General features: G+C 63.9%; 12 protein-coding genes. 5 read left to right on the top strand and 7 right to left on the bottom strand.

What is annotated here, in order from left to right:
• Position 1: 1 nt before the first annotated feature.
• Positions 2-1,276: a uracil-xanthine permease family protein gene (locus HMPREF3173_RS22725; protein ID WP_043215312.1), complete on the top strand. Its 1,275-nt coding sequence runs from the start codon at positions 2-4 to the stop codon at positions 1,274-1,276.
• Positions 1,277-1,347: 71 nt separating this feature from the next.
• On the opposite strand, the gene hemH is transcribed toward HMPREF3173_RS22725, so the two are convergent.
• Complete coding sequence (gene hemH / locus HMPREF3173_RS22720; protein WP_070576951.1) at positions 1,348-2,361, bottom strand: ferrochelatase; 1,014 nt, start codon at positions 2,359-2,361, stop codon at positions 1,348-1,350.
• A 13-nt stretch (positions 2,362-2,374) separates the two neighbouring features.
• The gene (locus HMPREF3173_RS22715; protein ID WP_070576949.1) at positions 2,375-3,280 is read right to left on the bottom strand and encodes a TIGR01777 family oxidoreductase; all 906 of its coding nucleotides are present in this window, start codon (positions 3,278-3,280) and stop codon (positions 2,375-2,377) included.
• Between the two features lie 188 nt (positions 3,281-3,468).
• Here HMPREF3173_RS22715 and HMPREF3173_RS22710 point away from each other — a divergent pair, with 188 nt between their 5' ends.
• The 4 genes from HMPREF3173_RS22710 to phrB all read left to right on the top strand — a co-directional run bounded on the left by HMPREF3173_RS22710 (position 3,469) and on the right by phrB (position 7,812).
• A complete protein-coding gene (locus HMPREF3173_RS22710; protein ID WP_043215317.1) occupies positions 3,469-4,455 on the top strand; it encodes an NAD(P)/FAD-dependent oxidoreductase in 987 nt (328 codons plus the stop codon).
• Positions 4,456-4,564: 109 nt separating this feature from the next.
• Positions 4,565-5,533, top strand: a complete 969-nt coding sequence (locus HMPREF3173_RS22705) for a YbgA family protein (protein WP_070576948.1) — start codon at positions 4,565-4,567, stop codon at positions 5,531-5,533.
• Complete coding sequence (locus tag HMPREF3173_RS22700) at positions 5,523-6,386, top strand: MerR family transcriptional regulator (RefSeq protein ID WP_070576946.1); 864 nt, start codon at positions 5,523-5,525, stop codon at positions 6,384-6,386. Before HMPREF3173_RS22705 ends, HMPREF3173_RS22700 begins: the two co-directional genes overlap by 11 nt.
• A 10-nt stretch (positions 6,387-6,396) precedes the next feature.
• Positions 6,397-7,812 carry a deoxyribodipyrimidine photo-lyase gene (phrB, locus tag HMPREF3173_RS22695; protein WP_070576945.1) on the top strand — a complete coding sequence of 472 codons (1,416 nt, stop codon included), beginning with the start codon at positions 6,397-6,399 and terminating at the stop codon, positions 7,810-7,812.
• Positions 7,813-7,845: 33 nt separating this feature from the next.
• Here phrB and murI read toward each other — a convergent pair whose 3' ends face one another.
• From murI to hemA, 5 genes are read right to left on the bottom strand one after another with little or no spacing between them, the layout of a single operon-like run.
• Positions 7,846-8,643 (bottom strand): glutamate racemase, encoded by a 798-nt coding sequence (gene murI, locus HMPREF3173_RS22690; RefSeq protein WP_070576944.1) that lies wholly within the window; start codon positions 8,641-8,643, stop codon positions 7,846-7,848.
• Positions 8,636-9,391, bottom strand: a complete 756-nt coding sequence (locus HMPREF3173_RS22685; RefSeq protein ID WP_043215329.1) for a molybdopterin-synthase adenylyltransferase MoeB — start codon at positions 9,389-9,391, stop codon at positions 8,636-8,638. The genes murI and HMPREF3173_RS22685 overlap by 8 nt, the downstream gene beginning before the upstream one ends.
• Positions 9,385-10,215: a peptide chain release factor N(5)-glutamine methyltransferase gene (gene prmC, locus HMPREF3173_RS22680; RefSeq protein WP_070576942.1), complete on the bottom strand. Its 831-nt coding sequence runs from the start codon at positions 10,213-10,215 to the stop codon at positions 9,385-9,387. Before prmC ends, HMPREF3173_RS22685 begins: the two co-directional genes overlap by 7 nt.
• Positions 10,216-11,298, bottom strand: coding sequence for a peptide chain release factor 1 (gene prfA, locus HMPREF3173_RS22675; RefSeq protein ID WP_043215331.1), 1,083 nt, complete (start codon positions 11,296-11,298; stop codon positions 10,216-10,218).
• Entirely contained in the window at positions 11,295-12,572 is a 1,278-nt protein-coding gene (hemA, locus tag HMPREF3173_RS22670) for a glutamyl-tRNA reductase (protein ID WP_043215333.1), read from the bottom strand. Before hemA ends, prfA begins: the two co-directional genes overlap by 4 nt.
• Positions 12,573-13,029 lie beyond the last annotated feature (457 nt).

Genomic DNA, 13,029 nt, shown 5'->3' with positions numbered 1-13,029 from the left:
CATGCAGGACGGCTTCAACGACCCGCTCTGGCGCCAGGTCGTCTCGGGCGCGCAGATGCTCTTCGTGGCATTCGGCGCGCTGGTACTGATGCCGCTGATCACAGGCCTCGACCCCAACGTGGCGCTGTTCACCGCGGGCATCGGCACCTTGCTGTTCCAGCTGGTCACAGGCCGCCAAGTCCCAGTATTCCTGGCCTCCAGCTTTGCCTTCATTACCCCCATCATTCTCGCAAAGGGCCAGTTCGGCCTGGCCGAGACCATGGGCGGCGTGATGGCAGCGGGCTTCGTGTACACCTTCATGGGCCTGATGGTGAAGATCAAGGGCACCGGTTTCATCGACCGTATGCTACCGCCTGTAGTGATCGGCCCGGTGATCATCTCCATCGGCCTGGCCATGGCGCCGATCGCGGCCAACATGGCCATGGGCAAAGCCGGTGATGGCAGCGTGCTGATGCCGTACAAGACCGCCATGTTGATCTCCATGCCGGCATTGCTGACCACGCTGATCGTGGCCGTGTTCGGCAAGGGGATCTTCCGTCTGGTACCGATCATCGCCGGCGTGCTGGTGGGCTTTGGCCTGTCGTTCGCCTTTGGGGTGGTCGATACCGCCAAGATCGCCTCGGCGCCCTGGCTGGAGCTGCCGAAATTCACCGCGCCGGCATTCAACTGGCAGGCGATCCTGTTCATCGTTCCGGTGGCTCTGGCTCCGGCGATCGAGCACATCGGCGGCGTCATTGCCGTGGGCAGCGTGACTGGGCGCGATTACCTGAAAAAGCCGGGCCTGCACCGCACCCTGCTCGGCGATGGCCTGGCCACCACCGCAGCCGGCCTGTTCGGCGGCCCGCCCAACACCACCTACGCCGAAGTGACCGGCGCGGTGATGCTGACCAAGAACTACAACCCGAAGATCATGACCTGGGCGGCGATCTTTGCCATCACCCTGGCGTTCATCGGCAAGTTCGGCGCACTGTTGCAGAGCATTCCGGTGCCGGTGATGGGAGGCATTCTGTGTCTGCTGTTCGGCTCGATCGCCGCAGTGGGCATGAACACCATGATCCGTCACAAGATCGACCTGGCCGAAGCCCGCAACCTGGTGATCGTCTCGGTGACCCTGGTGTTCGGCATCGGCGGCGTATTGATCGGCAGCGGCGACGGCCCCGATGACTGGGGGCTGAAGGGCATCGCCCTGTGCGCCATCGTGGCCATCGCCCTGAACCTGATCCTGCCGGGCAACGACAGCTGGAAGCACAAGAAACTGGACGATCAGTTACCCTGACACCCGACTTCAGCCTGACCAGGCCTCTTCGCGGGTTTATTCGTGAAGAGGCCGAGCAGGTGTTCAGAAAGTCAGGCCTTTTCGCACATCCCTGCCAGCACCTTCACCCACTGCGGGTGATCGTTCAGACATGGCACCAGCACCAACTCCTGACCTCCCGCCTCGATGAATTGCTCACTGCCGCGCTGACCAATCTCCTCCAGCGTCTCGATGCAATCGGCGACGAACGCCGGGCACATCACCAGCAGCTTCTTCACCCCAGCCTTGCCCAGCTCATCCAGACGCGTCTCGGTATAGGGCTCGATCCACTTGGCACGCCCCAGGCGTGACTGGAACGACACCGACCACTTGCCGTCGGCGATCCCCATCTTTTGCGCGAACGCCTTGGCCGTGGCCAGGCATTGACCGCGGTAGCAGATCGCACGGGTCTGGGCATCGGCATCCTTGCAGCAATCGGCGGCCTGGAAGTCATGCTTGCCGGTCGGGTCGAGCTTCTTCAGATGTCGCTCGGGCAAGCCGTGGAAGCTCAGCAGCAGGTGATCGTAGCCCTGCTCGAGATAAGGCCTGGCGCTGGCGACCAAGGCATCGATGTAGTCGGGGTGATCATAGAACGGCTGTAGCACGCGCATCTGTAACGGCAGTTGCTGGCTGGCGATGGTCTGCTTGGCCAGCTCCACCACCGTGGTCACGGTGCTGTCGGCGAACTGTGGATATAGCGGCGCCAGGGTGACCTTGCGCACGCCCTTGGCAGCCAGGCGCTCCAACACCTCGGGCAAAGCCGGCTGGCCATAGCGCATGGCGATCTCCACCGGGCCATGGGGCCAATGCTCGGCCATGGCCGCTTGCAAGCGGCGAGTCAGGACCACCAAGGGCGAGCCCTCGTCCCACCAGATCGAGGCGTAGGCGTGGGCCGACTGCTCCGGTCGCTTGATCAGGATCAGCGACACCAGCAGACGACGCACAGGCCACGGCAGGTCGATCACGTAGGGGTCCATGAGGAACTGGTTGAGGTAACGGCGCACGTCGGCAACCGAGGTGGAGGCCGGCGAACCCAGGTTGACCAGTAGCAAGGCGTGATCGGTCATGCAGCATCCTATGTCAGAGGCGGCTGGACAGGTCGTCCAGGGCCGATTGCAGATCGTTGAAACGGAATGTGAATCCTGCCGCTAGCAAGCGCACCGGGCGCGCCCGTTGTCCGCCAAGCAGCAGCGTCGAAAGCTCGCCCAGGCCCGCCCTGAGCAGCAGCGCCGGTGTCGGCATGAAGGCAGGCCGATGCAGGGCACGCCCCAGACGCTTGGCGAATTCGCGGTTGCGCACCGGCTCCGGCGCGCAGGCATTATAGGGACCGGTGGTGTCCTTGTGCTGCAAGAGAAAATCAATCAAGCCGACCTGGTCTTCTATATGGACCCAGGGCATCCATTGCCGACCATCCCCCAAAGGCCCGCCCAGCCCCAGCTTGAACGGCAGGCGCAGGCGCGACAAAAAGCCGCCGTCGCTGGCCAGCACCAGCCCGGTTCGCACCAGCACCACGCGAATGCCCAGCCGTTGCGCACGCTGGGCGGTTTCCTCCCAGGCGATGCACAGCTGGCTGGCGAAGTCTTCCTTCACCGGGGGCGAGGCCTCGGTCAGTTCCCGCTCGCCACCGTCGCCGTACCAGCCCACCGCGGACCCCGATATCAGCACCTCGGGGCGCTGCTCACGGCTCTCCAGCCATGCCAGCAGCTGCTCGGTGAGGGTGATGCGGCTGGCCCACAGCAGGGTCCGTCGCGAGGCAGTCCAAGGACGGTCGGCGATCGGTGCGCCGGCCAGGTTGATCACCGCGTCGACCTCCTCGTCCGCTGCCAGGTCTTCCAGTCGGGCGATGCCGCGCACGCCGGTGCCGCAGATTTTAGCGACCTGCTCGGGGCGACGGCTCCATACGGTCAGGCGATGGCCCTGGCCGAGCCAGTACTGGCACAGGTGCCGGCCGATCAAGCCAGTACCGCCGGTCAGCAATATATGCATGGCTGTGTCCTCGCAAGTTGCGGCCGTGGTCTATTTTTAAGAACAAGGCACTTTTTAGACCGGATGCTCTCGGATTAAACATAGGCCAACCTGCCCTATCGAGCGGTATAACCTTATACAAATTTTGTGCATTGTACAGGTTTGCCTAACAGCGTAGTCTGCTTACAGCAAGGTTCGAAGAGGCCATCATGACAGTACCTATTGCCATCATCGGTGCCGGTATCGCCGGCCTTTCCGCCGCCCAAGCTCTGCAGAAAGCCGGGCAGACGGTCCACTTGTTCGACAAGGGCCACGGCAGCGGCGGCCGCATGGCCAGCAAACGCAGCGAAGCGGGCGCACTGGACTTGGGTGCGCAGTACTTCACCGCCCGTGACCGGCGCTTCGTCGAGCAGGTCCATCAATGGGTCGAGGCCGGCTGGGTGCAGCAGTGGAAGCCTCAGCTTTACAACTACCGAGACGGCGAATTGACCCCCTCACCCGACGAACAGACGCGCTGGGTCGGTGTGCCGCGCATGAGCGCCATCACCCGCGGCCTGCTCAAGGACGTGACGGTGAACTTCGGCTGCCGCATCGCCGAAGTCTTCCGTGGCAAACAATACTGGCACCTGCAGGACACCGAAGGGTGCAGCCATGGCCCCTTCAGCCGTGTGGTGATCGCGGTGCCCGCCCCCCAGGCGACACCACTGCTGGCCGCGACGCCCAAGCTCGCCGCCGTGGCCGCTGGCGTGCAGATGGAGCCTACCTGGGCCGTCGCCCTGGCTTTCCAGACCGCCCTCGATACGCCCATGCAGGGCTGCTTCGTACAGGACAACCCGCTCGACTGGCTGGCCCGCAACCGCAGCAAGCCTGGGCGCGACGAACAGCTCGACACCTGGGTACTGCACGCCACCTCGAACTGGAGCAAGCAGCATATCGACCTGCCCAAAGAGGACGTAATCGAGCAGCTGTGGGGCGAATTCGCGGAGTTGATTGGCTGCATCGTGCCGCCACCAACCTTCGCCCTGGCGCACCGCTGGTTGTATGCCCGTCCGGCCGGCAACCATGAGTGGGGGGCCCTGGCCGATGCCGACCTTGGGTTGTATGCCTGCGGGGACTGGTGCCTGTCCGGCCGCGTGGAAGGCGCCTGGCTCAGCGGTCAGGAGGCTGCCCGGCGGCTGCTGGAGCACCTCGATTAACGCGATCCGCAGAGCTATACAAAAAATTTCTCTTGCATAAGTTTTTCGGTGTGCTGGAATGAACCTGTACAAGACGCACATAAGCGTACAGGTTTTCCGGAGACCCGCCATGGACATCGCTTCGCCCACCGACAAGCCGCGGATTGGTATCAGTGCCTGCCTGCTCGGCCAATCCGTGCGCTTCAACGCCGGTCACAAGGCCTCTCCCCTGTGCCTTGAGTTGCTCGCAGATCACTTCGAATGGGCTCCGGTATGCCCGGAGGTGGCCATTGGACTAGGCGTTCCCCGCGCCGCAATCCGCTTGGTCGGCGATCCTGAACGCCCTGAAGTGATAGCCCCCCAAAGCCCTGGCACAGACCTGTCGGGCCCGCTGCGCGCCTACGGCGAGCAGATGGCCGAGTCGCTCGATGACCTGTGCGGTTACATCTTCATGCAGAAGTCGCCGTCCTGTGGCCTGGAGCGGGTGAAGGTCTATCAGCACGACGGCCAGCTCTCCCGCCTGCCGGGGCAAGGTGCATACGCCAGTGCATTTTGCGCGCGCCGCCCGGATCTTCCGGTGGAAGAAGAAGGCCGCCTGCACGACCCGGTACTGCGGGAAAACTTCATCAGCCGCGTCTATGCCTATGCCGACTGGCAGCATCTGCTGACGCAGGGCCTGAACCGCGGAGCCCTGGTGCGCTTTCACTCACGCTACAAATACCTGCTCATGGCCAATAATCCCCAGGCCTATCGCGAACTGGGCCGAATGCTCGGCAGCATGCGCCGTGACGACGACCCGCTCGACATCGGCCCCCGTTATTTCAGCGCGCTGATGCAGGCGCTACGTCGTCGCGCCAGCCGTGGCACCCATGGCAACGTCTTGCAGCACCTGAGTGGTTACTTGAGAGATGTTCTGGGACAAGGCGACCGCAACGAACTGCAGCAGCTCATCGGCCAGTACCAGCAAGGCATCGTGCCGTTGGTGGTGCCCCTGACCTTGCTCAAGCATCACCTGCGCAACCACCCCGACCCTTACCTGCTGCAACAGGCTTACCTGCAACCACACCCCGCGCCCCTAGGCCTGCGCAATGCTCTCTGAAATCCTGCTGCCGATAGGCGAACTGGCCCGGCGCACGGGCGTCAACCCGATCACCCTGCGGGCCTGGGAGCGGCGTTATGGCTTGCTCAAACCCCAGCGCACCGCCAAAGGCCATCGCCTTTATCCGCCAGAACAGGTCGACCGGGTGCACGCCATCCTGAGCTGGCTGGAACGCGGCGCGTCGGTGGGCCAAGTGCGCGAGCTGCTCGAACGCCCGCCGAGCGTTGCCCCGGTGGGCGACTGGCAATTACGCGAACAGGCAATGATCGAGGCCATCGCCTCGCTTTCACATCATGCCCTCGACCAGCAATTCAACCAGGCGATGGCACTGTATCCGGCCTTCACCTTGTGCGAGCAATTGCTGCTGCCCCTGCTGGATAGCCTGGAACAACGCTGGCGCAGCTACTTCAACGCCCGGCTCGAGCAAGCATTCTTCTACACCTGGCTGCGTAGCAAGCTGGGCGCGCGCGTTCAGCACGACAGCCTGTCGCTGCCAGGCCCCGCCGTGCTCATCACAACCTGCGGCGATGGCGCGTTCGATCCGCACCTTTGGCTGTGCGCCTGGTTACTCGGCAACAGTGCGATCGCCGTGGAGGTGCTCGAACAACCGCTCACCGGCCCCTGCCTGCACCGCGCGGTGCAAGCCCTGCGGCCACGGGCGGTGATCTTCTACCTCGGCACCCGTGTCGACATCCGCTCGTTCAAGGCAGCGTTGACCGGCATCGACATCCCACTGCTGGCCGGTGGTGGCACTGTCTTCGCGCACGGCCCGCGCCTGGTCGAATCCGACGTCGAGGGCTTGCAGTTGTTCGACACGCCCCTGGCAGCCCTGCGCCTGCTGCAATCACTTTGAGGAAACGCTTTTGCAACTGATCTGGCTGCGCAGCGACCTGCGCGTCGAAGACAACACCGCCCTGAGCGCTGCCTGTGCCCTTGGGCCGACCCTCGCCCTGTGGCTGGCCAGCCCCGGCCAGTGGCTCGCCCATGACGATGCTCCCTGCAAGGTCGATTTCTGGCTGCGCAACCTGCAGACCCTGCGCCAGTCCTTGGAGCGCCTGAACATCCCCTTGCTGATCCGCCACGTCGACACCTGGCGACAGGCGCCCCAGGCGGTGCTGGAGGTCTGCCGAGAACATCGGATCGAGGCGGTGCATTGGAATGAAGAGTACGGCGTGAACGAGCAGCAGCGTGACGCCGCTACCCAGGATCTGCTCGAGCAGGCGGGCATCCTCACCCATGGCCACCTGGATCAGCTGCTGCTACGCCCAGGCTCGGTGCTGACCCGAAGCGGGCACTACTTCCAGGTGTTCGGCCAGTTCCGTCGGGCATGCCTTGAGCATCTGCATCTGAGCCTGCCAAGCCTGGCGCCCCCCGTGAAACGTCAGGCACCGCTGCGCATTGCCAGCGATCCCCTCCCTCAGGGCTTCACCGGTTTTCCATCCCCACCGCGAAGTGTTCGCGAGCACTGGCCAGCCGGAGAAAACGAAGCCCATCGGCGCCTGACCCGCTTCATCGACGAGACGGTCGAGGACTATCTTCAACTACGGGACCTACCCGCCCGGACCGGCACCAGCCAACTCTCGCCATACTTGGCCGCCGGCGTGATTTCGCCGCGCCAGTGCCTGCACGCTGCCTTGAGCGGGAACCAGGGCGAATTGGACAGCGGCAGCGTGGGTGTACAAACCTGGATCAACGAGCTGCTGTGGCGGGAGTTCTACAAACACATCCTGGTGGGTTATCCACAGGTCTCTCGACACCGGGCCTTCCGCGCCCCCACCGAAGCGCTGCCCTGGCGTGATGCCCCCGAAGACTTGGAAGCCTGGAAAACCGGTCGTACCGGCTTTCCGATCGTCGATGCCGCCATGCGCCAATTGCTGCACACCGGCTGGATGCACAATCGTCTGCGCATGGTCGTGGCGATGTTCCTGAGCAAAAACCTGCTGATCGACTGGCGCCTGGGCGAACGGCATTTCATGCGACACCTGATCGACGGCGATCTGGCCGCCAACAATGGTGGATGGCAGTGGAGTGCCTCCACCGGGACCGATGCAGTGCCCTATTTCCGTCTGTTCAACCCGGTCAGCCAGTCACGCCGCTTCGACCCGCAAGGGCAGTTCATCCGTCATTGGCTGCCGGAATTGCAGGGGCTCGATGACAAAACCATCCATGAACCGGGTGCCGGCGGGGATTTATTTTCTGCGCCATACGTGAAGCCGATCGTGGACCTGGGCAGCAGTCGTGAGCGGGTCTTGGCGGCGTTTCAAGGTCTTAAGGATTGAGCCTGAGGCGCACCCTTGGGCAGCGCAGTTCGGTTACAGCGAAAAAGGCAGAACCCGATCGGCACGCCCCCAGAGCAGCGGCAGCACGTCGTTCAGCGACTGTGGTTCGGCGCTGGTCCAGAACGCGGTATCACGCGCTGGCCCCTCGGCCAGCAGGTCCCGCGCCGCCAGCAAGCGCCGCAGTTGCCGTGCCACAGCGGCACCGGTATCGATGATGGCCACATCCGCCGGCACCATGCTGGCCAACAGCGGACGCAGGAAGGGGTAATGGGTGCAGCCAAGGATGAGCGTGTCGCAACCTGCGTCCAGCAAAGGCCGCACATAGCCGTGCAACAACTGGCGCAGCTGTGGACTGTCGAGATCCCCCGCCTCGATGCGCTCCACCAAGCCAGGGCACGGCTGGGTGATGACCTGGACATCGTTGGCGAAACGATCGAGCAAGGCAGCGAACTTGGCACTCTGCAAAGTGCCGGTGGTGGCCAGCACCCCGACCACGCCAGAGCGCGTCGCTGCAGCGGCCGGCTTGACCGCAGGCTCCATGCCCACCAGCGGCCAATCCGGGTACAGCTCGCGCAGGTCGGCCACTGCCGCCACGGTCGCAGTGTTGCAGGCCAGGACCATCGCCTTGGCACCTTGCGCGTGGAAGAACCCGGCAATGTGGCGCAAGCGCTGGCGGATATAGTCCGGCGACTTTTCGCCGTACGGCACATGGCCGCTGTCAGCGACATACAGGAGCGATTCGTTGGGCAACAGGCGCTGGATCTCGGCGAGCACCGACAGACCGCCGACCCCAGAATCCATCACGCCGACCGGCGCCGCACGCTCAGCCATGCCGGCTGCCACAGACGGCACACGCCGGATCGCGCTTGACCCGCAGCTCGCGCATGCGTGTGCCCAACGCATCGATCAACAGCAAGCGCCCCACCAGAGGATCGCCGAAGCCGGCCAACAGTTTCATCGCCTCGAGTGCTTGCAGGCTGCCCACCAAGCCCACCAACGGACCGAGCACACCCGCCTCGCTGCACGTCAGCTCGGCTTCGCTGCCATGGCCATAGAGGCAGTGGTAGCAGGGGCTGTAGTCACGACGGGGGTCGAACACCGATAGCTGCCCTTCCAGGCGGATCGCCGCGCCACTGACCAGCGGCTTGCCTGCGGCGACACAGGCGGCGTTGACCGCTTCGCGGGTGGAGAAGTTGTCCGAGCAGTCCAGCACCACATCGACCGCGCCCACGGCCGCGGCCAAGGAGTCTTCGTCCAGCGCCTCGCGGTGCGCAACCAGCTTGACCTCGGGGTTGATCGCCTCCAGGCGCTTGCACGCCGAGTCGACCTTGCTCATACCCACGCTGTCGCTGTCATGGATGACTTGGCGTTGCAGGTTGGTCAGGTCGACGGTGTCGAAGTCGGCCAAGTGCAGCTCGCCGACACCGGCCGCGGCCAGGTACAGAGCCACCGGCGACCCTAGCCCCCCGAGCCCGACGACCAACGCCTTGCTGCGCTTGAGCCGCAACTGACCGTCGATATCCACCTGGGCCAGCAGGATCTGCCGGCTGTAGCGCAACAGCTCCTGATCACTCAGCATGGCAGTCGTCCCATGGAAATGCGTTCGTGACCGGCCAGGTCCAGGCGGCTGGCCACGTCGATAAAGCCGTGGCGGGTGAGCAGCTCACGCACGGCCGAGGCCTGGTCGTAACCGTGTTCGAGCAGCAGCCAGCCACCGGCCGACAGGTGATCCGGCGCCTGGGCGATGATCACTCGCAGGTCATCCAGGCCATCCTGCCCCGCCACCAGGGCACTGCTGGGCTCGAAGCGCACATCGCCTGCGACCAGATGCGGGTCGTCGGCAGCGATGTAGGGAGGGTTGCTCAGGATCAGGTCGAAGCGCTCGCCAGCCACGGCGTCATACCAGTGGCTCATGTATACCTGGGCATTGGCCAGGCCAAGGCGATCGCGGTTGCGCTCGGCCAGGGCCACGGCTTCGGGCACGCGGTCCAGTGCGGTTACCTGCCAGGCCGGGCATTCGCTGGCCAGGGCCAGGGCAATGGCGCCAGTGCCGGTGCCCAGGTCAAGCACCCGCGCAGGTCGCACGGGCAGCAGCTCCAGCGCCGCTTCTACCAGCAGCTCGGTTTCCGGACGTGGGATCAGTGTGTGTGGAGCGACTTCAAGATCGAGCTTCCAAAAACCCTGCTGGCCCAGGATATAGGCCACCGGCTCACCGGCTCGGCGACGCGCCAGGTAGCCGGCGAACGTCTCGGCGGCCTCGCTGCTGACGATGCGCTCGGGCCAGGTGTGCAGATAACTGCGCGACTTGCCCAGGGCAGCTGCGAGCAACAGCTCGACGTCCAGGCGCTCGGTCGGGGAATCCGGCAACTGCGCGTCGCGCAGCAGGCTGGCGATGATGGTCATTCAATCCCCCAGGGCGGCCAACTGATCGGCCTGGTATTCAGCGAGCAAGGGTTCGATGACCGCATCGACGCCCCCGGCCAGAATGTCATCCAGGGAGTACAGGGTCAGGTTGATGCGATGATCGGTCACCCGGCCCTGTGGATAATTGTAGGTGCGGATACGCTCGGAGCGATCGCCCGAGCCGACCAGCAGCTTGCGCTCGGTGGCAATGGCGTTTTGCGCGGCGCTGGTCTGCATGTCATTGAGCTTGGCCGACAGCCAGGACATGGCCCGGGCACGGTTCTTGTGCTGCGACCGCTCCTCCTGGCATTCGACCACGATGCCGGTAGGCAGGTGGGTGATGCGAATCGCCGAGTCGGTCTTGTTGACGTGCTGACCACCGGCGCCCGAGGCGCGGTAGGTATCGATACGCAGGTCGGCCGGGTTGATCTCGATGGCGACCTGTTCATCCGGCTCCGGCAAGACCGCCACGGTGCAGGCGGAGGTGTGGATACGCCCTTGCGATTCGGTCTCCGGCACTCGTTGCACGCGATGTGCGCCAGATTCGAACTTGAGCTTGCCGTAGACACTGTCGCCTTCGACCCGGGCGATGATCTCCTTGTAGCCGCCGTGCTCGCCTTCGTTCTCGGAGAGAATCTCCAGACGCCAGCCACGCTTTTCGGCGTAACGCGAATACATGCGGAACAAGTCGCCCGAGAAGATCGCGGCCTCGTCGCCACCGGTACCGGCGCGGATCTCGAGGAACACGTTGCGCCCGTCGTTGGGGTCCTTGGGCAGCAACATGCGCTGCAACCGGGCCTCCAGGCCGACCAGTTGCTCCTTGGCCTCACGCACTTCCTCAACGGCCATTTCGCGCAAGTCCGGGTCGCTGTCCTTGAGCAGCGCCTGAGCGCCGGCCAGATCGTCCTGGACCTTTCGCCACTCTTTATAGGCGTCGATGACCGGCTCGACTTCGGCGTATTCACGCGAATAAGCGCGGAAACGGGTCTGGTCGGAAATGACCTCGGCATCGCCCAACAGAGCGGTGAGTTCTTCGAAGCGGTCCTGGAGCGTGTCCAGTTTATTGAGCAGCGACGCTTTCATTGCGGGGTTTTGTCCGTCGAGCCCTCGTTGAGGGCAAAGAGTTCCTGGGCCATGGCCAGCGCATCGAGGCGGCCTTCGGCGGAGAGCTTTTTCAATTGCACGCTGGGCGCATGCAGCAATTTGTTGGTCAGCCCCCGGGCCAGCTGGGCCAGTACCTCTTCGGGATTGCCGCCATTGGCCAGCAGGCGCTGGGCCTTTTGCAGTTCTTCGTCGCGCAGGCGCTCGCTTTGCTGGCGATAGGCCTTGAGCACATCCACCGCGGCCAGCTCGCGCAGGCGCGCCATGAAGTCCTCGGCACCGACCGATACCAGCTCCTCGGCAGCCTGGGCCGCGCCTTGGCGGCTCTTGAGGTTTTCCGCGACGACGTCATGCAGGTCATCGACCGTATATAGGTAGACGTCATCGAGCTCGCCAACTTGCGGTTCGATGTCCCTTGGCACGGCGATATCGACCATGAAGATGGGCTTGTGCCGACGCTGCTTCAAGGCGCTTTCCACCGCGCCCTTGCCGAGGATCGGCAACTGGCTGGCGGTGGAACTGATGACGATGTCGCTGTTGGCCAACTCCTGAGGGATGTCCGAAAGCAGCACCGCATGGGCACCGAACTGTTCGGCCAGGATGCTGGCGCGCTCCAGAGTACGGTTGGCCACGACGATACGCCGTACACCCTGCTCATGGAGGTGGCGGGCGACCAGGGTGATGGTCTCGCCAGCGCCGATCAGCAGCGCCTGGCTGCGACCCAGGTCGCTGAAGATCTGCTTGGCCAGACTGACGGCGGCGAAGGCTACGGAAACCGGGTTCTCGCCGATGGCGGTGTCGGTGCGCACCTGCTTGGCTGCACTGAACGTGGCCTGGAACAGGCGCCCGAGCAGCGGGCCGATGGTCCCGGCCTCGCGGGCCACGGCGTAGGCCGACTTCATCTGGCCGAGAATCTGTGGCTCGCCCAGCACCAGCGAATCCAGGCCCGAGGCCACACGCATCATGTGCCTGACCGCATCATGCTCTTCGTGGATATAGGCGCTGGCACGCAGCTCTTCGAGGTTGAGCTGATGATACTCGGCCAGCCACTGCAGCACGGCGTCGGCGGCCAGGTGGTCCTGTTCGATATAGAGTTCACTGCGGTTGCAAGTCGACAGGATCGCCGCCTCACGGCTGGCGGTCAGTCGGCAAAGCTGCTGCAGGGCATCGACCAGCTGCTCTGGCGTAAACGCCACGCGCTCGCGTACGTCTACCGAGGCAGTCTTATGGTTGATACCAAGTGCAAGAAAGGCCATGCAAGGTCGCTGGTTGTGACGAGAAGCCGATAATTGTCCTACTTCGCAGGTTTCAGAACAACCACCGTTCGCTATTGTCGCGATACCCGAGGGCTATCGACGGTGGCGGGCCGTTGCGCCGGCCAGACGCACCGAGCACATACAGTGACTGACAGCCCTCGCTCTCACCCTATCGGCTTTGGCTTTGGCTTTGGCTTTTTGGTGCACGATGGCCCAAACACCGTCGGTGGGCATTTACAGCGTGTGAATATCCGTTCCCTGCGCTCCGGCGCCTTCCGGGGCTTCGCGGCCTCCTGAAGTCGCGATTGGCGGCGCCTGAACTAATTTGTGCAATTAAAAGCAAAAGCGGGATTGGGATTTTGGTCCGGTGATTTCTAAAGTCCAGAACAACCCGCTAATAGAATGGTCCGAACAATCCGAAACCTCGCAACCTCGACCTTCGCAGGTGGGTTTGCCT

Origin of the sequence: Pseudomonas sp. HMSC08G10, assembly GCF_001808425.1 — a bacterium.
Lineage (GTDB): Bacteria > Pseudomonadota > Gammaproteobacteria > Pseudomonadales > Pseudomonadaceae > Aquipseudomonas > Aquipseudomonas guariconensis.
This window is presented reverse-complemented; position numbering and strand designations above follow the sequence as displayed.